Source organism: Prochlorococcus marinus CUG1438, from assembly GCA_017644325.1.
Taxonomy (GTDB): domain Bacteria; phylum Cyanobacteriota; class Cyanobacteriia; order PCC-6307; family Cyanobiaceae; genus Prochlorococcus_A; species Prochlorococcus_A marinus_AA.
Window position 1 is genome coordinate 253662 of record JAEPLS010000001.1, and the last position, 20122, is coordinate 273783.

The 20122-nt window shown below is 32.8% G+C and carries 24 protein-coding genes; 11 read left to right on the forward strand and 13 right to left on the reverse strand.

The window, feature by feature from the left end; translation table 11 throughout:
- The first annotated feature begins 9 nt into the window (after positions 1 to 9).
- From JJ847_01510 to JJ847_01530, 5 genes are all read left to right on the forward strand, one after another.
- Positions 10 to 609 (forward strand): NADH-quinone oxidoreductase subunit J, encoded by a 600-nt coding sequence (locus JJ847_01510; GenBank protein MBO6959562.1) that lies wholly within the window; start codon positions 10 to 12, stop codon positions 607 to 609.
- Between the two features lie 18 nt (positions 610 to 627).
- On the forward strand, positions 628 to 948 hold the full coding sequence (gene nuoK, locus JJ847_01515) for an NADH-quinone oxidoreductase subunit NuoK (GenBank protein ID MBO6959563.1): 321 nt from the start codon (positions 628 to 630) through the stop codon (positions 946 to 948).
- Between the two features lie 9 nt (positions 949 to 957).
- Complete coding sequence (locus JJ847_01520; protein MBO6959564.1) at positions 958 to 1860, forward strand: NAD(+) kinase; 903 nt, start codon at positions 958 to 960, stop codon at positions 1858 to 1860.
- Positions 1861 to 2358 (forward strand): CYTH domain-containing protein, encoded by a 498-nt coding sequence (locus tag JJ847_01525; protein ID MBO6959565.1) that lies wholly within the window; start codon positions 1861 to 1863, stop codon positions 2356 to 2358.
- Between the two features lie 62 nt (positions 2359 to 2420).
- Positions 2421 to 2606 (forward strand): hypothetical protein, encoded by a 186-nt coding sequence (locus JJ847_01530; protein MBO6959566.1) that lies wholly within the window; start codon positions 2421 to 2423, stop codon positions 2604 to 2606.
- On the opposite strand, the gene JJ847_01535 is transcribed toward JJ847_01530, so the two are convergent.
- The gene (locus tag JJ847_01535; protein ID MBO6959567.1) at positions 2572 to 2847 is read right to left on the reverse strand and encodes a helix-turn-helix transcriptional regulator; all 276 of its coding nucleotides are present in this window, start codon (positions 2845 to 2847) and stop codon (positions 2572 to 2574) included. The two genes, JJ847_01530 and JJ847_01535, sit on opposite strands and share 35 nt — an antisense overlap.
- A 77-nt stretch (positions 2848 to 2924) precedes the next feature.
- Between JJ847_01535 and JJ847_01540 the strand changes: the two genes are divergently transcribed.
- The gene (locus JJ847_01540; protein MBO6959568.1) at positions 2925 to 3815 is read left to right on the forward strand and encodes a methylenetetrahydrofolate reductase; all 891 of its coding nucleotides are present in this window, start codon (positions 2925 to 2927) and stop codon (positions 3813 to 3815) included.
- On the opposite strand, the gene JJ847_01545 is transcribed toward JJ847_01540, so the two are convergent.
- The 5 genes from JJ847_01545 to JJ847_01565 form a co-directional block, all read right to left on the reverse strand.
- Complete coding sequence (locus JJ847_01545; GenBank protein MBO6959569.1) at positions 3799 to 4977, reverse strand: NDP-sugar synthase; 1179 nt, start codon at positions 4975 to 4977, stop codon at positions 3799 to 3801. The genes JJ847_01540 and JJ847_01545 overlap by 17 nt on opposite strands.
- Positions 4978 to 5026: 49 nt before the next feature.
- Complete coding sequence (locus JJ847_01550) at positions 5027 to 5848, reverse strand: segregation/condensation protein A (protein MBO6959570.1); 822 nt, start codon at positions 5846 to 5848, stop codon at positions 5027 to 5029.
- A gap of 122 nt (positions 5849 to 5970) precedes the next feature.
- Positions 5971 to 7575 carry an NAD(P)H-quinone oxidoreductase subunit 4 gene (locus JJ847_01555; protein MBO6959571.1) on the reverse strand — a complete coding sequence of 535 codons (1605 nt, stop codon included), beginning with the start codon at positions 7573 to 7575 and terminating at the stop codon, positions 5971 to 5973.
- Between the two features lie 121 nt (positions 7576 to 7696).
- Positions 7697 to 9718 (reverse strand): NAD(P)H-quinone oxidoreductase subunit 5, encoded by a 2022-nt coding sequence (locus JJ847_01560; GenBank protein MBO6959572.1) that lies wholly within the window; start codon positions 9716 to 9718, stop codon positions 7697 to 7699.
- A gap of 33 nt (positions 9719 to 9751) precedes the next feature.
- On the reverse strand, positions 9752 to 10480 hold the full coding sequence (locus JJ847_01565) for a hypothetical protein (GenBank protein MBO6959573.1): 729 nt from the start codon (positions 10478 to 10480) through the stop codon (positions 9752 to 9754).
- Positions 10481 to 10563: 83 nt separating this feature from the next.
- On the opposite strand from JJ847_01565, the gene JJ847_01570 reads away from it, so the two are divergent.
- A complete protein-coding gene (locus JJ847_01570) occupies positions 10564 to 11508 on the forward strand; it encodes a LysR family transcriptional regulator (protein ID MBO6959574.1) in 945 nt (314 codons plus the stop codon).
- Between the two features lie 6 nt (positions 11509 to 11514).
- Here the strand turns inward: JJ847_01570 and JJ847_01575 are convergent, their stop codons facing one another.
- Both JJ847_01575 and ndhM read right to left on the reverse strand, forming a co-directional pair.
- Positions 11515 to 12141 carry a DUF3172 domain-containing protein gene (locus tag JJ847_01575; protein MBO6959575.1) on the reverse strand — a complete coding sequence of 209 codons (627 nt, stop codon included), beginning with the start codon at positions 12139 to 12141 and terminating at the stop codon, positions 11515 to 11517.
- Positions 12138 to 12485 (reverse strand): NAD(P)H-quinone oxidoreductase subunit M, encoded by a 348-nt coding sequence (ndhM, locus tag JJ847_01580; protein MBO6959576.1) that lies wholly within the window; start codon positions 12483 to 12485, stop codon positions 12138 to 12140. The genes JJ847_01575 and ndhM overlap by 4 nt, the downstream gene beginning before the upstream one ends.
- A gap of 90 nt (positions 12486 to 12575) precedes the next feature.
- Between ndhM and pds the strand changes: the two genes are divergently transcribed.
- On the forward strand, positions 12576 to 13973 hold the full coding sequence (gene pds, locus JJ847_01585) for a 15-cis-phytoene desaturase (GenBank protein ID MBO6959577.1): 1398 nt from the start codon (positions 12576 to 12578) through the stop codon (positions 13971 to 13973).
- Positions 13974 to 14008: 35 nt separating this feature from the next.
- Entirely contained in the window at positions 14009 to 14917 is a 909-nt protein-coding gene (locus JJ847_01590; protein ID MBO6959578.1) for a phytoene synthase, read from the forward strand.
- Here JJ847_01590 and JJ847_01595 read toward each other — a convergent pair whose 3' ends face one another.
- Both JJ847_01595 and JJ847_01600 read right to left on the reverse strand, forming a co-directional pair.
- Entirely contained in the window at positions 14918 to 15337 is a 420-nt protein-coding gene (locus JJ847_01595; protein ID MBO6959579.1) for an RNA-binding protein, read from the reverse strand.
- 58 nt (positions 15338 to 15395) lie between these two features.
- The gene (locus JJ847_01600; protein ID MBO6959580.1) at positions 15396 to 16613 is read right to left on the reverse strand and encodes a CCA tRNA nucleotidyltransferase; all 1218 of its coding nucleotides are present in this window, start codon (positions 16611 to 16613) and stop codon (positions 15396 to 15398) included.
- Between the two features lie 12 nt (positions 16614 to 16625).
- Between JJ847_01600 and JJ847_01605 the strand changes: the two genes are divergently transcribed.
- Entirely contained in the window at positions 16626 to 16877 is a 252-nt protein-coding gene (locus tag JJ847_01605; GenBank protein MBO6959581.1) for a Ycf34 family protein, read from the forward strand.
- A 9-nt stretch (positions 16878 to 16886) separates the two neighbouring features.
- Positions 16887 to 17540, forward strand: coding sequence for a molecular chaperone (locus tag JJ847_01610; GenBank protein ID MBO6959582.1), 654 nt, complete (start codon positions 16887 to 16889; stop codon positions 17538 to 17540).
- 4 nt (positions 17541 to 17544) lie between these two features.
- Here the strand turns inward: JJ847_01610 and JJ847_01615 are convergent, their stop codons facing one another.
- From JJ847_01615 to JJ847_01625, 3 genes are read right to left on the reverse strand one after another with little or no spacing between them, the layout of a single operon-like run.
- Positions 17545 to 18165 carry a 1-acyl-sn-glycerol-3-phosphate acyltransferase gene (locus JJ847_01615; protein MBO6959583.1) on the reverse strand — a complete coding sequence of 207 codons (621 nt, stop codon included), beginning with the start codon at positions 18163 to 18165 and terminating at the stop codon, positions 17545 to 17547.
- A gap of 5 nt (positions 18166 to 18170) precedes the next feature.
- Positions 18171 to 19067 carry an ACP S-malonyltransferase gene (gene fabD / locus JJ847_01620; protein ID MBO6959584.1) on the reverse strand — a complete coding sequence of 299 codons (897 nt, stop codon included), beginning with the start codon at positions 19065 to 19067 and terminating at the stop codon, positions 18171 to 18173.
- Positions 19068 to 19085: 18 nt separating this feature from the next.
- The gene (locus tag JJ847_01625; protein ID MBO6959585.1) at positions 19086 to 20093 is read right to left on the reverse strand and encodes a ketoacyl-ACP synthase III; all 1008 of its coding nucleotides are present in this window, start codon (positions 20091 to 20093) and stop codon (positions 19086 to 19088) included.
- Between the last annotated feature and the right edge of the window lie 29 nt (positions 20094 to 20122).

Sequence of the window (20122 nt, forward strand, 5' to 3'; positions counted from 1 at the left end):
CATTAATTTATGTCTATTGCAATAACAACACAATTTATTTGTTTTAGCGTTCTATCTTTAGTTGTCCTTATTGGAGCACTTGGTGTTGTATTGCTCGAAAGTATTGTCTATTCGGCCTTTCTTCTTGGCGGAGTTTTCATGAGTGTGGCTGGATTATATCTTCTTTTAAATGCAAGTTTTGTTGCAGCAGCCCAGGTTTTAGTATATGTGGGTGCAGTAAATGTATTAATAATTTTTGCAATAATGCTAGTCAATAAAAAAGAAGACTTAAAGCCTATCAATGATATTAGATCGAGAAGAATTATATCAACATCGATTTGTCTAACCCTACTAAGTCTCTTAATAAGAGTTGATTTGACCAATGTGTGGAGCCTATCAAATCCTCAAAACTCCATAGGAGAAGATTCTACCATCAGAATTGGTGAGCATTTATTTAGTGATTATTTACTTCCATTTGAAGTAGCATCAGTTTTACTTTTAATGGCAATGATTGGGGCTATTGTTTTAGCGAGAAGAGATGTAATGAGCAAAGATATTTCGACAGGATTACCTGTTGATCAAGAGTTAATTGAAAAATCATCAGAACCATTACTTACAAATAAAAATTAACCATTCAACTTTTTTATGATGAATTTAGAATCAATTCCTATTCAAGCTTTTTTAGTAGTGTCCTCAGCACTATTTTGCATTGGTATTTGGGGATTATTAAATAGCCGAAATGCAGTCAGAGTTCTTATGAGTATTGAATTAATGCTCAATGCGGTAAATATTAACTTGATGGCATTTTCTTCCTATATCGATAATAATTTAATTCAAGGACAAGTTTTTACAATTTTTGTGATTACTGTTGCAGCGGCAGAAGCAGCTGTTGGATTAGCTATATTGTTATCGCTTTACAGGAATAGAGTGACTGTAGATATGGAAAGTTTTAATTTATTAAAATGGTAAAAGCATTAAATGAAACTTTCATTAGTGCTCATTATATATCGTTCAAACAGTCCTTCAGCGTTAGAGGCTTCTAAATTTTGTGAAGAAATTCTCAAAGTCAAAAATATTAAATCAATAAGAATCGAAAGCGATTTTCATAAAGATAAAATTGAAAAATATCTTTGTAATTCAGAATCTAAACCAAATATTGGAATCGTTCTTGGTGGTGATGGAACATTCCTAAAATGTGCAAATTTATTAACTGCTCTTGATATTCCTTTATTGAGTATTAATATTGGTGGCAATTTGGGTTTTCTTACACAAGAAAAAGATTTTTTATTTGACAAATCTTTTATTGAAATTCTTGAAAAAGAAGAATATATAATTGATTTTCGGAATAGATTAAATTGTGATGTTTGTATTAGTGGAGTAAGTCCTGAAAAAAAAATTATTAAAAGCTATCACGCGTTAAATGACTTTTATTTTAAATCAGTTGAAGAGGATATTTCTCCTACCAACCAAATACAAATTGAAATTGATAATGAAAAGGTAAACGAATATAAAGGTGATGGATTAATAGTATCAACATCTACTGGTTCAACGGCATACTCGATGGCTGCTGGTGGTCCAATAGTACATCCTGACATTGATGCGATGATAATTAACCCTATATGTCCAATGAGTTTAGCTAGTAGACCAATAATTATACCTAACACTAGCAAGGTAATCATTAAACCAGTAAAAAAAAGTAAAGGGGAAATTAAATTATGGAGAGACGGTTCAAAATGCATGACTATTAAGGAAAATTATTATTGTGAGATCAAAAAAGGGGAATCGCCCTGCAAGATAATAAAGTTTAAAAAAAGTGCAAACTATTACAATACTTTAATAAAAAAACTAGATTGGAAAGGCGATTTATCTCTAAAAAATTAAATGGCCTTAGAAATAGAAAGACGATTTCTTATAAAAAATAATAACTGGAAAAAATGCATCACAAAAAAAATCTTTATTGAACAAGGATACTTATCAAAAAGCTTAGATGATTGGATTATTAGAATAAGGTTCACAGGTCAAGATTATAAAATTGCAATCAAAAAACATATTGAAAGCTTTACCAACTTTGAATTTGAATACTCCATTCCACCAGAAGATGGCGAAATCATAATGGCAAACATTTCAAATACAATTAAAAAAGAAAGATTTTTTTTAGAAGTTGAAAATAAATCTTGGATTATAGATTGCTTCAAAGAAAATAATTACCCACTTGTAATTGCCGAAGTTGAACTTTCTAATGAAAAGGAAGATTTAAGGCTTCCATCTTTTATATCAAAAGAAATTACTGGACTTAAACGTTACTCCAATTTCCGTCTTTCAAAAAAACCTTTTTCAAAATGGAAAGGGGACCACCTAGTAACGAAAAGAAACAACTAGCCAAAACACCCTTCTTTCCTTTATATTTTCTTTATAATTTGACGTCAAAATTCATTTTTCAAATGTATGGTCTTTACGATAAGGAAGGAATCTTGAGATTTGTTGATTCAGACAAAGAAGTTTGCATAGCATATGCCGAGCTCTTCGAATTAGGTTCTACAAATTATTGTTTAATGGATTTAGCTAACGATAGGAAAAAAGTAAAAGGCACTACTATTGATCAGAATCAGGGAGAGAGCAACAATTAAACCCATCTCTACAGATTTTTCCATTATCCATAGCCCAATTTAAAAGTGCCACTCTATTTTTAGAACCTGTTTTAGTAAACATATTACTTACATGATTATCAACAGTTCTTTTACTAATAGTAAGTTTCACAGCAATCTCTTGGTTAGTAAGCCCATCAGCTACGAGATCAATGATTTCCATCTCTCTTGATGAGAGACCCATCATATCAATGTTGTTTACTTCTTCTTCAACCATTTGCATTTAAACAGTTCCTTTTTTATATTAATTAAGTTTAGCAATCTAACTACACTTGTTAACCAAGTAGGAAACAAAAGCAATTGAAATCAAAACTTCAGCAGACTTTAGAAAAAAAATCTAAGGTAGTAACAGCAGAGTTAATGCCGCCTAGAGGTGGGAGCCCCATAAGATCTCTTAAGATAGCACAACTCTTGAAAGATAAGGTACACGCTGTTAACATTACAGACGGAAGCAGAGCTGTAATGAGAATGTGTAGCTTAGCAATGTCCAAACTATTACTGGAAAATGGGATAGAGCCAGTAATGCAAATATCATGTAGAGATCGTAATAAAATTGCTTTACAATCTGACATTCTTGGAGCAAATGCCTTAGGAATTAAAAATATCTTATGCATTACTGGTGATTCAGTAAAAGCTGGGGATCAACAGGACTCCAAGCCGGTTCACGAGTATGAGTCAGTAAGATTGCTTCAACAAATTCAGGCTTTCAATAAAGGAATTGATCCTACTTTTGAAGAACTTCCCGATAAAAAAACAGTTATATTTGCTGGAGCCGCTGCAGATCCCAGTTGCAGAAATCAAAAAAGTTTAAAAAATAGAATTCAAAGAAAAAAAGAAGCTGGAGCTCAATTCATACAAACTCAAATGGTTATGAAAAAAGAAAATTTAATAGAATTTTGTGAAGAAATCAGTGAACCTCTTGAAATCCCAGTTATTGCAGGTGTTTTCTTATTAAAGTCTTACAAAAATGCTCTTTTCATAAATAAATATGTCCCAGGAGCAAACATCCCTGAAAATATTTTAAATCGTCTTAAAGATGCCAAAGACCCTCTACAAGAAGGTATACAAATCGCAGCTGAACAAGCTCACGATTATATTAATATCGCAAATGGTATTCATCTAATGGCAGTAAGAACTGAATATCTAATTCCGACGATTCTTGAAAAAGCTGAACTTAATCTGGAATATTAATCAAATCAGTACCTAATAATTCTGCCATTGCCTTTTGCTGAGGAGATGGTTCAGTCATATCAGATCTTCTTGAATCTGTTATCAACCAATCCAAAGATGCATCTTGCAAATCAAAATGGTCCCCATTTTTGTCCACACAGTAACGGCCAAAGACTAATTTATCAACTAGCCTCACACCCTTACCAATTTTGGAATAATCAAAAATAATTGAATTATCAATTATTGCACCTTCGCAAATACAACAACTTGGGCCGATCATTGCAGGACCAATAATTTTTGCACCATCTTCAATTCTAGTCATCCCACCAATATATACTGGACCAGAAACATCAATTGTTTCCCAATTTGCGGCCACATTTAATCCAGTGAACACTCCAGGTCTAATTTCTTTACCAGGAATCTCTACTTGTCTAACCTTACCCTGCAAAACATTACGGATAGCACTCCAATAGTCGGGAACTTTTCCAATATCTACCCACTCAAAATCCATTGGGAGGGCAAAAAATGGCAAATCCATTTCAACTAGTTTAGGGAAGAGATCAGCACCAATATCAAATTTTTCTCCTGATGGAATGTGATTAAAAATTTCAGGTTCAAAAAGATAGATACCAGTATTAATAGAATCTCCTAAAGCTTGATCTATCGATGGTTTTTCCTGAAAGGCTTTTATTCGACCATTGTTATCTGAAACTACTACTCCATAACTTGATACTTGATCTCTAGTTACTTTTTTAGTTATTAAGCTTGCAATTGCGCCCTTTTCTTTATGTTTCTTAACTGCTTCAGTCAAATCTAAGTCAACTAAAGCATCGCCACAAAGTACTACAAAAGTTTCATCAAAAAAATTTTGAAAATCTTGGATTTTTTTTAATCCTCCTGCCGAACCTAAAGCATCTCCAATTAATTCTCCATCTTCAATCCTGCCTTCAAAACTATAGGCTATCTCAACACCAAATCTTTGACCATCTCTGAAGTAATTTTCAATTTCTTCAGCTAGGTGAGAAACATTAACCATTATTTCTTTAAAGCCATGCTCTTTGAGTAGCTCTAAAAGAAACTCCATTACAGGTTTTTGTAAAATAGGTATCATTGGTTTTGGTATAATATGAGTTATAGGCTGAACACGAGTACCTTTTCCTGCTGCGAGTATCATTGCCTTCATGAATTCTAAAACCTCTTTTTAAAGATTATACGTTATTACTATTTAGCAATTAGAAAGCATTAGAAGAGATATTTTTAACCTCAAGATTTTCAATAGGCAATTGAGCTAAACCTCCTTCAGGAATTATTCTTTTAATTTGTATTGGGCCATATAAGGAATTAATTTGTTTTATCTCAACTTTATTTTCAGAGGATAAAAATAACAAAGCCCAAAAAACACCAAGACGATCTTTATCTAAATCATTTTTTCCTTCTTCTTGCCATGTCTTGACTAAATCTTCAAAGTCAGTCCACTGAAGAGCTTTTTCCCATCTATCAAGAAATTTACCTAATTCTTTTGTTGTTTCAGGAAGTTTCTCACGATGTGCTAAAGACTTTACATGAGAAATTAAAGCCTTATCAGAATATTTTTTATTTCTTTTTCTCTTCATAAGGAGAAGATCTTGAGTTTCTATAAGTTCAGCAATTGACTCTAATTGACTTACAAGTTCGCCTAGTGTTGTTGTACGTTTAAGAATTGGTTGTGCTATGGATCTTCTTCTTAAATATTTTTCAGGGTATTTTGGAATATCAAATTCTTGGTCAATCCAATCTTGATCATCCACGTCAAAATTATCTTCAAAATCTGAAGAACTTTCTTTGAAAACATCAGATTCTAAAACTTGCGCTTTTAAATTAACTAATACGGAAGCGGCAAAAAAAGCCTCGCTTGTCTCAGATAAATCCTTGTGATACGTATTATTACTTTTTGAAGTATGTTCAAAAGCGTGTGAGTATTGCTCTAAAAAACTATCAATTACACTTATAACATCAATATCCCATGGATCAAGATCACCTTTGCCAGCGGCATCTTGAAGAAACTTAATCAACAATCTAGGTCCTAGTTGTTGCCTTTCAATGGAGTTTAAATAGGATATTTGAAATTAATTAACAACTACTAATAAGATATCCTCTTCTTTATGTAACGCAAAGAATATTGCATTAATTTAAGAAATTATATTTTTGGAGCCTTGAAAATGTCATTTTCTTTAGTCCCAGAGAAAATATTTGTTTTAACAACACTTTTAACAGCAGTTAAATCTCTATCTACTAAATTATTAATAGATGCAAGATAACTTTCAGTAACTAATCTTGGGTATAAGCCAATTCCAATTATGGGCAAAAGTAAGCAAGCAATAATATAAACTTCCCTTGGCTCAGCATCAATAAGTTTTCTTTCTTCAGCCAATTGAGGATTTTCTTTACCAAAGAAAATTTCTCGCAACATTGAAAGAAGATAAATGGGAGTAAGTATTACTCCTATTGCAGCTAAAGAAGCCATGACTATCCTAAAAGGAAGAGTATAAACTTCATCAGTGACAAAACCTGTGAATACCATTAACTCTGAAACGAAACCACTCATACCAGGCAAGGCAAGTGATGCAAGCGAGCAAGCAGTCCATAGAGCAAACATAATTCTCATTTTTTGTCCTACACCACTCATTTCATCAAGTTTAAGAGTCTTTGTTCTATCATAGGTAGCTCCAACAAGAAAAAATAAACTAGCCCCAATTAATCCATGACTGACCATTTGTAGCATTGCACCACTTGTTCCTAAACTGCTAAAACTCCCTATTCCAATTAGGACGAAGCCCATGTGACTTATTGAACTATATGCAATTTTTCTTTTTAAATTTCTTTGAGCAAAAGAAGTTAATGCAGCATAAATTATATTTACTACTCCAAGAACTATTAATAATGGAGCAAATTGAGCATGGGCCACGGGTAATAATTGTGCATTAAATCTTAAAAGGGCATATCCCCCCATCTTCAATAAAATGCCAGCTAAAAGCATATGAACAGGAGCTGTAGCCTCTCCATGAGCATCTGGCAGCCAAGTATGAAGAGGTACTATTGGAAGTTTTACTCCAAATGCAATTAAAAGACCCACATAACAGAGGATTTGGAATTTTTGATTAAAATCTTGTGCTGCCAAATGAGAAAACTCAAAGTTAGGAATTTCTGTACCGTAGAAACCCATTGCCAATGCTGCTAGCAGAATAAAGATAGAACTGCCAGCTGTATAAATAATGAATTTTGTTGCGGCATATTGTCTATTTTTGCCACCCCAAATAGCTAATAGTAAATACACCGGGATTAATTCAAGTTCCCAAGTAAGAAAGAATAAAAGCATATCTTGAACTGCGAAAACAGCTATTTGGCCACCATCCATCACTAATATCAAGAAGAAAAATAACTTTGATTTGAACTTGACTGGCCATGCAGCTAAAACTGCCAAAGCAGTTATAAAACTAGTTAATAGTATTAAAGGCATTGATATGCCATCGGCACCAACAGACCAAGTTAGACCTAAATCAGGTAGCCATTTAATATTTTCTTTAAGTTGAAGATTTTCATTATTAATATCAAATCCATTGATATATGAGCCCACAGTTATCAAAAAAGTTATTAATGCAATAGACAAGGCAAACCATCTAACCTCTTTACCATCTCCCTTATCTGGGAAAAAAGGTATCACAAACGCACTAAAAATCGGGAACAAAATTGCTGCAGAAAGCCAAGGAAAAGTTGACAATCCTGCACCCAAAGTTCCCAACATTTGTGTCTCAAAATGTGTAACAAAATAAGTACTCAATTTAATCAGAAAATTATCTTAAATAAAGTCTAGAAATTATCTGTATTTTTTCATCCCAATGAACAGTGAAGACACACAATTGTAATTAAGTTACTTTAGGAGATTGAAAGCCAAATATTGCAACTAATAGAATTACGCCCCCAAATACAATAAGGGCGTAGAATTGAGCTCTACCAGTTTCAAAATATTTTAAACCTTCTCCACTTCCTAAAGTTACAAGTCCAGTCAGATTGACTACACCATCAACAACCTTAGAATCAACTTCTAAAACTTCTTTAGCTAGTTTTCTACTTCCATTGACAAAAAGCTTTTCATTAATATCGTCTAAATACCATTTATTAGACAAAAATTTATTGATAGAAGGAAACCTTTGTGCAAATAAAAGTGACAAATTAATTTTTTTCACAAAATAAGCTTGGTAAGCAATAAAGATTCCAGCTGATGCAATAACAACTGATGCAATGGCTAAAGGCAAAAATTCTTTTAATTCGAAAGCTTTTGCAGCAGTCTCTGCTTCTTCAGGATCTAGTAGATTTGCAATTTTGCTATCCCATGGAAGTCCCATAAAACCAATAATTAAAGACGGTACAGCTAGAAATACCAAGGGAAATGTCATTGACCAGGGTGACTCATGAATAGAGCCATGTTCTTCATGCAGTTCATCATTTTCTTCATCTTGGTTTGTTTTAGAGGCTATTAGAAGCTCTTTTTGCAGTTCTTTATTTTCTCCTCTAAAATCTCCTTCAAATGTCAAGAAATAAAGCCTAAACATATAAAAAGCAGTCATACCGGCTGTTAGAAGTCCTATGAACCAAAAAGCTGGAAATGATATAAAAGCATTTCCGAGTATCTCATCTTTACTCCAAAAACCTGCCAATGGTGGAATACCACTAATTGCTACACAACCTATTAAAAATGTTGTTGATGTATATGGCATTTTTTTTCTTAACCCACCCATTAATCTCATATCTTGAGCTAATACAGGCTGGTGGCCAACTACTTCTTCCATAGCATGTATTACTGAACCAGATCCCAAAAATAGCATTGCTTTAAAGCAAGCATGAGTCACTAAATGAAAAATTCCTGCTACTGGCGCTCCACAACCCATTGCAAGCATCATATATCCAAGCTGAGACACTGTGCTGTAAGCTAAACCTTTTTTTAAATCCATTTGAGTCAAAGCTATAGAGGCGCCTAAAAAACAAGTAATGGTGCCTACTAAAGCAATAATGAACTGAATAGAGGGGAATATTGAGTACAAAGGTTGTAGTCTTGCTACAAGAAATATTCCTGCAGCAACCATTGTTGCGGCATGGATAAGTGCTGAAATAGGCGTCGGGCCTTCCATCGCATCAGGCAACCATACATGAAGAGGAAACTGAGCAGATTTTGCCATTGGCCCTAAAAAAACTAAAAAACAAAGCAACAAAGCAGCCCAAATAGGTATCGAATTATCAGATATTGATTGAGAAATTCCAGTGGCTATTTCATTAAAATCAAAACTATTTGTTGCCCAAAATAGGCCAAGAATCCCTAGTAATAATCCAAAATCACCCACTCTATTAACAACAAATGCTTTTTGTGCAGCGTGGGCAGCGCCATCCCTGTCATACCAAAAACCAACCAACAAGTAAGAACACATCCCAACTAATTCCCAAAAAACATAAATTTCTAATAAATTCGGACTAACTATTAATCCCATCATTGAACTACTAAATAATGCTAAATATGTAAAAAATCTGACATAACCTTTGTCATGCGCCATATAACCATGAGAGTAGATCATTACCAGCAAAGTTATAGTCGTTACAAGAGCAAGCATTACACTACCCAAAGGATCAAGGACAAAACCCATCGGGATTGTAAAATCCCCAGCACTAGCCCATACAAATAATTTTTCTACAGATTGATAACCATTAACTTGTTCAACAAGAGCTTTGTAACTAATTACCGCAGAAATGCCAACAAACGAAATAAGACCTACAGAAACAATTTCTCTGGAATTATTAATTTTATTATTAATACTTATTAGGCCTAAACCAGAAAGCACTGCTCCAATAAGTGGGAAAACAGGAATTAACCAGGCAATTTCTGAAGCTTGAGGCATGTTCTAAAAAACTTATAGTTTGATTTTAAACTGTCAATTGAAAAATTCCGACAAAAATGATGAATTAAATGTTTTAACGGCAATATTTATATACTGATGGGACCACCAAAGCACGCCTATTGCAATCAATATACCAAGTTGAGATAACTTAAAAAATTCTTTAATTTTAAATTCTTGCCTTCCTTCAAGTATTGCCATGAAAGGGATTATGGAAGTACTTTTTCTAAACTTTTCAAACTCTTCTCCAAATCTATTTGCTAATCTCTTATCCCCATGCCAGATTGCAAAAAGATGATGCAAAACTAAGCCAATAGAAGTTACTAATGTGAATGAAGTACCAATCCATAGAGTATGAGCAAAACACCAAATTATCTGACCAAATGCTTGTGGATGTCTAGTGATTCGCATTATCCCAGTTCCATAGATTCGAACTTTAGGTTTTAAAACCGAAGGAATTTCTAGCAAATTGTAAGTAGCGGGATATAAAAATAAAAAACTTATTGCAGTTAAGAACCAAACGACTATAAAAACAAAATTATTGCCCTGTAAATTCCATAATCTGATTCCGTCATATCTATGAGCCAAAAAATAACTAATCAAAATAATTGCAGATGGCAAACTTAAAAAAACAAAACATAACCGCCATAATCTCGCACCCATAATAGATTCTGCTTTGATTCTTAAAGCAGCTCCCCCACTATGAATTACCGCAAAAATGAAAATCAAAAGTAAGATGATTAGGGAAGTTTCATGAGTCTCCATATATTTAAATTGTCCAAATAATTTTTGTTCTTAACAAGAATGCTCCTAAGCATTAGAATTATAAGAAATTGTAGGCATAATAGATGCCAGAATTACCTTTTACACTCGACCAATTAAGAATATTAAAAGCTATAGCAGCTCAAGGAAGTTTTAAAAAAGCTGCAGATCTTTTATATGTAACCCAACCTGCAGTGAGTTTACAAATACAAAATTTAGAAAAACAACTTGAAATTACAATTTTCGACAGAGGTGGTAGGAAGGCACTTCTGACTGAAGCAGGGAGACTATTACTTGAATATTGTGAACGAATTTTGAATCAATGTGACGAAGCTTGCAAAGCTATTGAAGATTTAAATAGCTTAAAAGGTGGAACTCTTGTCATTGGAGCGAGCCAAACAACGGGTACCTATTTAATGCCGAGAATGATAGGACTTTTCAGACAAAAATTCCCTGATGTATCAGTTCAACTTCAAGTACACAGTACGAGAAGAACTGGTTGGAGTGTCGCCAATGGACAAATTGACTTAGCCATTATTGGCGGACAATTACCTGGAGATTTAGAAAATTTGCTACAAGTAATTCCATATGCAACTGATGAATTGGCATTAGTTTTACCATCTAAACATCCACTTTCGAACAAAAAAGAGCTTCTCAAAGAAGACTTATACAAATTAAATTTTGTTACATTAGACTCACAATCTACAACAAGAAAAGTTGTTGACAAACTTCTCCAAGATTCTGGGCTTGATATTCAAAGATTAAAAATTGAGATGGAACTTAACTCTCTTGAAGCAATCAAGAATGCAGTTCAATCAGGTTTAGGAGCATCCTTTTTGCCTGTTGTTTCGATTGAAAGAGAATTATTGGCTGGAACAATCCACAAAGCATTCGTTGCTGATTTAGAGGTTAAAAGAGAGCTTAAATTAATTACTAATCCATCTAGATATACATCAAGAGCTTCAGAAGTATTTAAGAAAAACATTCTTCCACAATTTGCTAGTTTAGAAAGCCCTTTGAGGCATATATAATTTCGATCAAAACTGAATTGCTTCTTTGTTAATACCTACCCCGCCGTCTTCGGCTTGTCCATCACCTTTTATTATAAATTTATTTTCATTTACATCAGTCTGATAAACGCACTTAACTATTGGCTTATCTCTTATGGAACCAATATAAGCAAAAGTGTTCATCCTTTGCTTACATTCCCTTACATCTTCATTACTAATTGCGCCCTGTTTTTGTAACACTGTCCAATTCTCTCTTCTAATCACACACCCTGGCTGAAGAGCTGGTTGCGTTACAAAACTCGTAGATGGATTTAGAGTCGTATACATTTCAACATCAATTACAAAAGCACTAGCTCCCCATTGTCTGCAAAATTCAGGGTCTGGAACCGCCATATCTAATTGTTGTTGACTTGCTATATTTCCCTGCCCGCCATCGGTTGTACTGGTAATAGCGCTCCCGATACCAACTCCTAAAATTAATACTCCAGCAAGTACGGCAATGGTTCCTGTATTAAAGTTGATCTTTTGCTCAGAAGAAGCAGCAGGCAATCTACTATTTCTTTGGCCGTAAGAATCCATATCTCTTGGATTTGAAGAGTAATAATTTCTATTAGAGCCTCTTCTAGGCCTTCTATTTGATGGTGGTCTATTCACAGTACTTCATTAGTCTTTGGTAAACCCATCGAATAATTCATTACTCTACAATCAGGGTTATAACTAAGCTCACCATTTTGGAGCAAAAATTTAATTAAACCTTCGATTTCTGATCCTATTTTTCGAAGTTCATAATCATCTAAATCCCTCCCTGCTCTATCTTTTATTAATTCATTGAATTTTTCATTTATTCTGTTTAGAGAATCTTCGTTCCAAATAAATTCGTTATCTGGATCTAAATCAAGCGTTAGTTTATTGGGATGAAACTTTAATTCTTCATCTACCACTTCCGCAGTAAAAATCCTTACATGCCTAGTAGTCGACTTTAAAAGCATTTTTTCCATAATTTTACAAAATAATCAACGAAAAAAACTAATATGTTCTAACTTTAATGTAGCTTATTAGTAAGTGTTAATTTATTTCTTGATTTAATAATGCGTGTTGTAATTGCTGGTGCTGGTTTAGCAGGTTTATCTTGCGCTAAATATCTAGTTGATAATGGACATATTCCAATTGTACTAGAAGCTAGAGATGTTCTTGGTGGTAAAGTCGCTGCATGGAAGGATGAGGATGGAGACTGGTATGAAACTGGTTTGCATATATTTTTTGGAGCCTACCCTAACATGTTGCAACTTTTCAAGGAATTAGATATTGAAGATAGACTCCAATGGAAAAGTCATTCAATGATCTTCAATCAGCCATCCGAGCCCGGGACTTACAGTAGATTTGATTTTCCCGATATACCAGCTCCAGCGAATGGAGTTTCAGCCATACTTAGCAATAATGATATGCTTTCATGGAATGAAAAAATACTTTTTGGAATAGGTTTAGTTCCTGCAATGTTGAGAGGCCAAAAATACCTGGAAAAATGTGATACAAAATCATGGACAGATTGGCTAAAAGAGCACAATATACCCGAAAGAGTTAATGATGAAGTTTTTATAGCGATGAGTAAAGCTCTTAATTTCATTGGCCCAGATGAAATATCATCTACAGTTTTATTAACAGCATTAAACAGATTTCTACAAGAAAAAAATGGTTCTAAAATGGCATTCCTTGATGGAGCTCCCCCAGAAAGACTTTGCCAACCAATGGTTGATTATATTACTTCTCGTGGAGGAGAAGTTCATATGAATAGCCCATTAAGGCAAATTAACCTTAATAAAGACAGCACTGTTAAAAGTTTTACTATTGCTTCTTTAAGTGAAAACGAAAAGAAAGAGATAACTGCTGATGCTTATGTTAGTGCAATGCCTGTAGATCTCTTTAAACTATTAATTCCAGAACAATGGAAAGGTCTAGATTCTTTTTCTAAATTAGATGGTTTAAATGGTGTACCAGTTATTAATATCCACTTATGGTTTGACAAAAAATTAACAGATATTGATCATCTACTATTTAGTCGATCTCCACTTCTCAGCGTTTATGCAGATATGAGTATCACATGTAAAGAATATGAAGATCCAAATAGATCAATGCTCGAATTAGTTTTCGCGCCAGCAAAAGATTGGATTAATAGGAGTGATCAAGACATCGTTGATGCAACAATGGAAGAACTAAAAAAATTATTTCCTTCACATTTTATGGGTGATGATCAGACAAAACTAAGAAAATATAAAGTAGTAAAAACCCCAAGATCTGTATATAAGGCTGTTCCTGGATGTCAAGAATTCAGACCTAGTCAAAAATCTCCTATAAAAAACTTCTTCTTGGCTGGTGATTACACAATGCAAAAATATTTAGCATCTATGGAAGGAGCTGTTTTAAGTGGTAAATTATGCGCGGAATCAATTAACAAAGAGTATTCTAAAACTCCTCAAAATGTTTCTTAATAACATTAAAAACTTCTAAATTTAACTACAACTTTTTGAAAAAGTCAATTTCTCAACTAGATCAAGCATATGAGATATGCCGTAAAGAAACCCAACAATGGGCTAAAACCTTTTACTTGGGAACTCTTCTATTACCACCTGAAAAGCGAAAAGCTATCTGGGCTATTTATGTATGGTGCAGAAGAACAGATGAAATCATGGATAGCGAAGAAGCTTCAACTAAATCTCAAAATGAACTTTCAGAGAACTTAGATGCATGGGAAGAAAATACAAAGAATGTATTCAAGGGGGAAATTAGATCTGAGTTAGATTCAGTTTTGTTAGATACTATCGAGAAATATCCTCAAAGTATCCAACCATATTTAGATATGATAGATGGTCAGAGAATGGATCTTAATAAATTTAGATATAAAGATTTTGATGAATTAAAACTCTATTGTTATAGAGTCGCAGGTACCGTTGGTTTAATGACTCAGAATGTTATGGGAATTGATAGCGCTTATACATCAGCACCATGGAGTGCTAAGCCTGACCCCTCTGAAGCAGCTATAGCCCTAGGAATTGCAAATCAATTGACAAATATATTGAGAGATGTAGGAGAGGATAGGCACAGAGGGAGAATTTATCTCCCACAATCGGATATTGAAGAATTTAATTATTCTGAAGAAGAACTTTTAAACGGAGAAATCAACAATCAGTGGAAAGCGCTTATGAACTTTCAATTAACAAGGGCGCGTGAATGGTTCCAAAAGTCTGAAGATGGAATTAAATGGTTATCTTCTGATGCAAGGTGGCCTGTTTGGACATCTTTACGTCTCTATAGAGGAATCTTAGATTCTATTGAAAGACTAGATTATGATGTTTTTAATAACAGAGCTTTTGTAAAGAATTCAGTGAAGGCTTTCGAGATTCCAATATCTTTTTTAATTTCTCGAATTAAGTAGTTAAGCAGGTGTCTTCTGATTAGCCAATAAATCTTTTAATTTAGATAGTTCTCCCGCCCATCTTGGATCAGGTGCCTCAAGATTTGGAGCATCACTATGCACAATTTTCTTGAAATCTTTCCTCTTCTTATTCCTCTTTAAATTTCCGCTATTTCTTTTATTTGAAGCGGAATCTTTCTTTTCTGATAACTCTACTCTTAATTTAGAACCATTAAATTCAAAACCATTTAATTTTTGAATTAATAAATTTGCATTCTCTTCATTGTTTGTTGTGGCGAAACCAAAACCTCTAGATTCCTTAGTTTCTTTATCTAAAACTGCTTTAAATCTAATGGAATCAGAAACTGATTTTAAAATCTCATCAAATTCTTTTGGATTAAATCCTTGTGGTAAGTTGCCAATGTAAATACGAATGCCCATAAATTTTTAAAAATGATTTTGAAGTCTGAACTTTTAAACAAAACTAAGCTATGTGTATTTAATCACATTTTGGCGCATTTTGTTCAATCCATTGCGTTGCTTTATAAATAGCTTCATCAAAATTATTCAATCTTTTATATGCAAGTTCCTTTGAAAGATACTGTAAAAGATCTCCTAAGATAGGCCCATCCTCTATTTTCAAATTTTTTTTGATTACATCGCCATTAAGTAAATTTGAGGGGTGGAATAATTTATCTTCCTTATCTCGCCATCTACTTAGCCAATCAAATCGCAAATTTTGAGGTAAATAAAAAATAAAAGAAGGAAGAAACATCTCTAACTCTTGATGTAATTTAAATCTATCTAATTCATCTAACTGAGCGGTATTTTTGTTCTTCAAAAAAAAGTGCCATTTTCGCATTAACTTAGTTTTTGCAATTTCAGCTTTACTAAATCCAAGTTTCTCTAAAGATGCAACATCTAAAATTTGAGCAATAAAAAATAATGGTAAAAACTTTTCTTTTTCTTCCTGATTAAGTTCTGCATAATTTATCTTCTCTAAATCCAAAAAAAAAGAATCTTCAGATAAATTCTCAGTACCAAATATATCAATTTTTTTTATCAAAATAAGCGCATCAAGAGCATTTGCGCCATGTACAATTTTCTGTATTTCATAATTAATCCTCTCTTTAGCAACAAAATATAATTTCCCTTTATTTTTTTTAATAAAAGTAATTAAATTAACATCAATCTTAAAATTCAATTCTGAAACAAAGCGAAAACACCTTAATATTCGTAAAGGATCATTTAGTAAATTTTTTTCAGAATGAGTTCTAATTATTGATAGCTCTAGATCTTTAAGACCGTTTAATGGATCAAACAAACACTTCTTATCAAATAAAAAAGCAATTGAATTAATTGATAAGTCCCTAGAACACAAATCTCCTTCGATTGTTGATGAAACCTGATTAGCAATATCAATATAAATATTATTAAGTATTATTCGAACTACTTCTCGTTTTTTATCTAAAATTATAAATTTTGATCCAATTTTATTTGCAATCTTTTTACCAATTTCAATTGCATTTGAAGGTACAACGATATCAAAATCTACCTTTTCTGTTTCTCTTCCCAAAATAATATCCCTTATGTAACCACCAACCAAATATGATCCTTTAGGAAAGAAACCTAAAATATAATTCAAATTATGAAATTTTATACTTGTTTCTAATTTATCAACTATTAGTGTATGATTTGTGAGAATGCTTTTTTTCATTTTTTTTTAATTATGTGCATTTGCATCAACTGTAAATGGGTTGATAGATGTATCACATATCATGATGTTGAGAATAATCATGGTGTTGATCATATTTGTGATCTACCTGATTTTAAAGCAAAAAAACCATACATTCATGTCAATATAGTTAAAGATAAAAATGGTGATTATAAAACTGATTGGGATGTTCAATCTTGTGAAAGTTTTGAAAATGAATTTGGTAAATGGGCTAAATGTAATCCAGGGATGGAATTACCTGTTTAAAGGTAATAGATGACAAATAAACTCAAACAAAAGGAAAATTTCTCTTCATTAGTAATTCATAGCACAGACAATTCTTTTGGCTTTGGATATAGAAAAGAAAATAACCTTGATTCTGATGAATTATTTATCAAAAAATTTGATAATGACCTTTGCAATAACTTAATTGATGATCTTAACAAATTTATTTCAAAAGAAAATTTACAAAAAATAAGTAAGGTATCTGTCAGCATAGGGCCAGCAAATTTTAATGCTTCACGACTTATTGTAGTTTTAGCAAGAACAATCTCACAACAAATAAATTGTCCAATAGACAGTTTCAGTTCATTTGAAATAATGGCAAAAAGAATTGCATCAAGAAATAATATCTTTTCAAACAAACAATCATTCTGGATTTACAAAAAATTAAAACGAAAGGGTTTCATAGCAGGTAAATATGAAATTTGTCATAACGAAAAAAATCCCTCAAATCCAGTCATTCGAGAAAAAATTATACCAAAAGTTGTTAAAGAACTTGAGGGTAAAGAACTTTATTTTGAGGCTATTTACGACGATAAAGAAGATTTAAAAGAACTATTAGATTTATCAAATAAAAATTTGTTTAATTCAAATGAGGATTCCTGGCAAAAAGTTTTGCCTCTCTACCCTATTTCTCCAATTAACTAAATATTCATCCAATCAAATTATTAATTTCATCTTGAAGATTGATGGTTACGGAATTCAGATCGTTTCTTAACAAGCTCTCTGGCGGTTGGACAGGTTTTCCGACCTTAATAACTATTTTTGAAAAGAAAGGAATGCAGAATTTAAATCTTACTAATTTATGAGAATTAATTAGAGCAACAGGCAATAATAATTTTTGATTCTTAAAAGCTAATAATGCAGCACCTTGCTTTGGCTTATTAACTCGTCCATTTTTCTGACGAGTGCCATCAATAAAAATTCCAATACTTTTGTTATTAGATAATTTTTCACATGCTATTTTGATGGTATTTTTATCAGCAATGCCTCTTTTTACTGGATAAGCTCCACATGCCCTAATAATAAATCCAAGAACAGGGATTTTAAAAAGCTCAGCCTTTGCCATAAAAGATATATTATGGTCAAGAGCATGTCCCAATAAAGGTGGATCTAATAAAGAACCATGATTAGATACCACTATGAAAGAACCTTTTTTCGGTATATTTTCTCTGCCAATCAAATGTCCCTTAAATACAAATTTATAAATAGGGAATACAAAAAGTTTGCTAACCAATTGATAGATTAATTTTTGAAAAATATCATTTTTCATTCAAATTAATAAGTTATTTGATCAGAAGTTGAAACTTGAGAAATTTTTACATCATGCAGATGTCTTTTCCCTAAACCGCTAAGTACATTTGAGGGGCCAATTTCAACAATATGCAAATTATTATCTTTTGCCATTAAATCCATAGTTTCTCGCCACCTCACCCCATTACACATTTGATTTTCTAATCTAATTTTAAGTTGATTTGGATCACTACAAAGCGAAGGTTCATAATTACTTATGACTGGGAAAGAGGGATTTTTAAATTTAATCTGTTTTAAATACTCAGAAAACTTTGTTGAAGGCTCCCGCATAAATGGGGAGTGAAATGCTCCTGAGACATTTAATTTCAGGTATCTTTTACAAGTAATTTCTCTCGATAAATTATCTAATGCTTCATTAGTTCCTGATAAAACAACTTGAGAAGAGCTATTGTCATTTGCAATTACAATATCATCAATTTTTTTTACTAGTAGATCAAGTTGGTCTCTATCAAACCCAATTACTGCTGCCATCGATCCTTTCCCGGCATTTGCCATTAATTGAGATCTTACTTTTATTAGTGATACACAATCTTCGAATGAAAAAACATCTGCACAATATAGTGCAGTAATTTCTCCCAGGCTATGTCCAGCTACATAAGATGGTTTAAAACCATTATCCTTAAGGGCATCTAATAAAATCGATTCGACTACAAAAAGACAAATTTGTGTATTTCTTGTATTATTCAGATCCCCCAGAGGATTTTTAGGTTCAGGATTTAACTCGCAAATTTCAAATAAATTCCTCTCGAATATCTCAGAAGCATAATCAAACCTCTCTTTTGTATTAGGCAACGTTTCAATCTGTTTTGCCATTCCAATTTTTTGCGAACCCTGTCCAGGAAATACCCATGCAACTGTCATAATGTACCTATTTTGTTTTTAACCCCATTTAATGAGGGCTGCACCCCAACTTAGCCCAGCACCAAAACCACTTGTAGCAATAATATCATTTTGCTTAATAATATTATTTCTAATAGCTTCATCAATCATTAGTGGTATTGTTGCCGCTGATGTATTACCATATTTTTCTAAATTGCTAAGTATTTTTTCTCTAGGAATTTTTAATCTATCTCCTACAGAATCTAATATTCTTTGATTAGCTTGATGTAATACAAGCCAATCAACTTCACCAGAACTATAATTAGTTTTTCTAAACAAATTATCAAGAATTATAGGAACCTCTTTAACTGCAAATTTATAAACTTCCTGACCATTCATCTGAATTGGAGCAAAACCTCCACTTAAAAAATCAATATTATCAACAATTGAATCATTATTATTTTTTGACGGAAGATTTAGGAAAGAACCCCTTTCACCGTCAGTTTTCATATCAAAACCAATTAGATTATCAAATTCATTTGAAGCTTCAATTGCTAATGCACCTGCACCATCTCCAAAGAGAATACAACTTCTTCTATCATCCCAATCAACAAAACTTGATAATTGATCTGCTCCTATAACAATAGCCCTTTTAAATCGGCCACCTTTCAAAAATTGTGAGGCTGTTATTAGAGCAAACAAAAAACCACTGCATGCTGCAGTTAAATCGAAAGCTACGGCATTATGAGCGCCTAATTTAGCTTGAATTGATGGCGCTGAACCGAATAAATCATGTGGAGTAGATGTTGCCAATAGAATCAAATCGATAGTTTCAATATCCCAATTAGTCATTTCAATCGCGGATAGCGCAGCCCTATAACCCATCTCAGTTACATTATCTTCTAAGCTAGAAATTCTTCTCTCAGAAATGCCAGTTCTAGATTTTATCCATTCATCACTAGTATCTACTTTTTGACTAATTTTTTTATTAGTTAATATTTGATCAGGTACAAAACTACCGCTTCCTTTAAATGAGACTCCAATCTGATTAAACTTTATACCTTCCAAAAGAATTTTTTGTTACTTATATAAGTCAA

Coding starts and splice junctions, on each gene's coding strand:
- JJ847_01610 (MBO6959582.1), top strand. CDS start 16,887: ATGACAAATAAACTCAAACAAAAGGAAAATTTCTCTTCATTAGTAATT.
- ndhM (MBO6959576.1), bottom strand. CDS start 12,485: ATGGAAAAAATGCTTTTAAAGTCGACTACTAGGCATGTAAGGATTTTT.
- JJ847_01560 (MBO6959572.1), bottom strand. CDS start 9,718: ATGCCTCAAGCTTCAGAAATTGCCTGGTTAATTCCTGTTTTCCCACTT.
- JJ847_01525 (MBO6959565.1), top strand. CDS start 1,861: ATGGCCTTAGAAATAGAAAGACGATTTCTTATAAAAAATAATAACTGG.
- JJ847_01600 (MBO6959580.1), bottom strand. CDS start 16,613: ATGAAAAAAAGCATTCTCACAAATCATACACTAATAGTTGATAAATTA.
- JJ847_01555 (MBO6959571.1), bottom strand. CDS start 7,575: ATGTTGGGAACTTTGGGTGCAGGATTGTCAACTTTTCCTTGGCTTTCT.
- nuoK (MBO6959563.1), top strand. CDS start 628: ATGAATTTAGAATCAATTCCTATTCAAGCTTTTTTAGTAGTGTCCTCA.
- JJ847_01510 (MBO6959562.1), top strand. CDS start 10: ATGTCTATTGCAATAACAACACAATTTATTTGTTTTAGCGTTCTATCT.
- JJ847_01565 (MBO6959573.1), bottom strand. CDS start 10,480: ATGGAGACTCATGAAACTTCCCTAATCATCTTACTTTTGATTTTCATT.
- JJ847_01615 (MBO6959583.1), bottom strand. CDS start 18,165: ATGAAAAATGATATTTTTCAAAAATTAATCTATCAATTGGTTAGCAAA.
- JJ847_01570 (MBO6959574.1), top strand. CDS start 10,564: ATGCCAGAATTACCTTTTACACTCGACCAATTAAGAATATTAAAAGCT.
- JJ847_01530 (MBO6959566.1), top strand. CDS start 2,421: ATGTATGGTCTTTACGATAAGGAAGGAATCTTGAGATTTGTTGATTCA.
- JJ847_01535 (MBO6959567.1), bottom strand. CDS start 2,847: ATGCAAATGGTTGAAGAAGAAGTAAACAACATTGATATGATGGGTCTC.
- JJ847_01605 (MBO6959581.1), top strand. CDS start 16,626: ATGTGCATTTGCATCAACTGTAAATGGGTTGATAGATGTATCACATAT.
- fabD (MBO6959584.1), bottom strand. CDS start 19,067: ATGACAGTTGCATGGGTATTTCCTGGACAGGGTTCGCAAAAAATTGGA.
- pds (MBO6959577.1), top strand. CDS start 12,576: ATGCGTGTTGTAATTGCTGGTGCTGGTTTAGCAGGTTTATCTTGCGCT.
- JJ847_01520 (MBO6959564.1), top strand. CDS start 958: ATGAAACTTTCATTAGTGCTCATTATATATCGTTCAAACAGTCCTTCA.
- JJ847_01545 (MBO6959569.1), bottom strand. CDS start 4,977: ATGAAGGCAATGATACTCGCAGCAGGAAAAGGTACTCGTGTTCAGCCT.
- JJ847_01595 (MBO6959579.1), bottom strand. CDS start 15,337: ATGGGCATTCGTATTTACATTGGCAACTTACCACAAGGATTTAATCCA.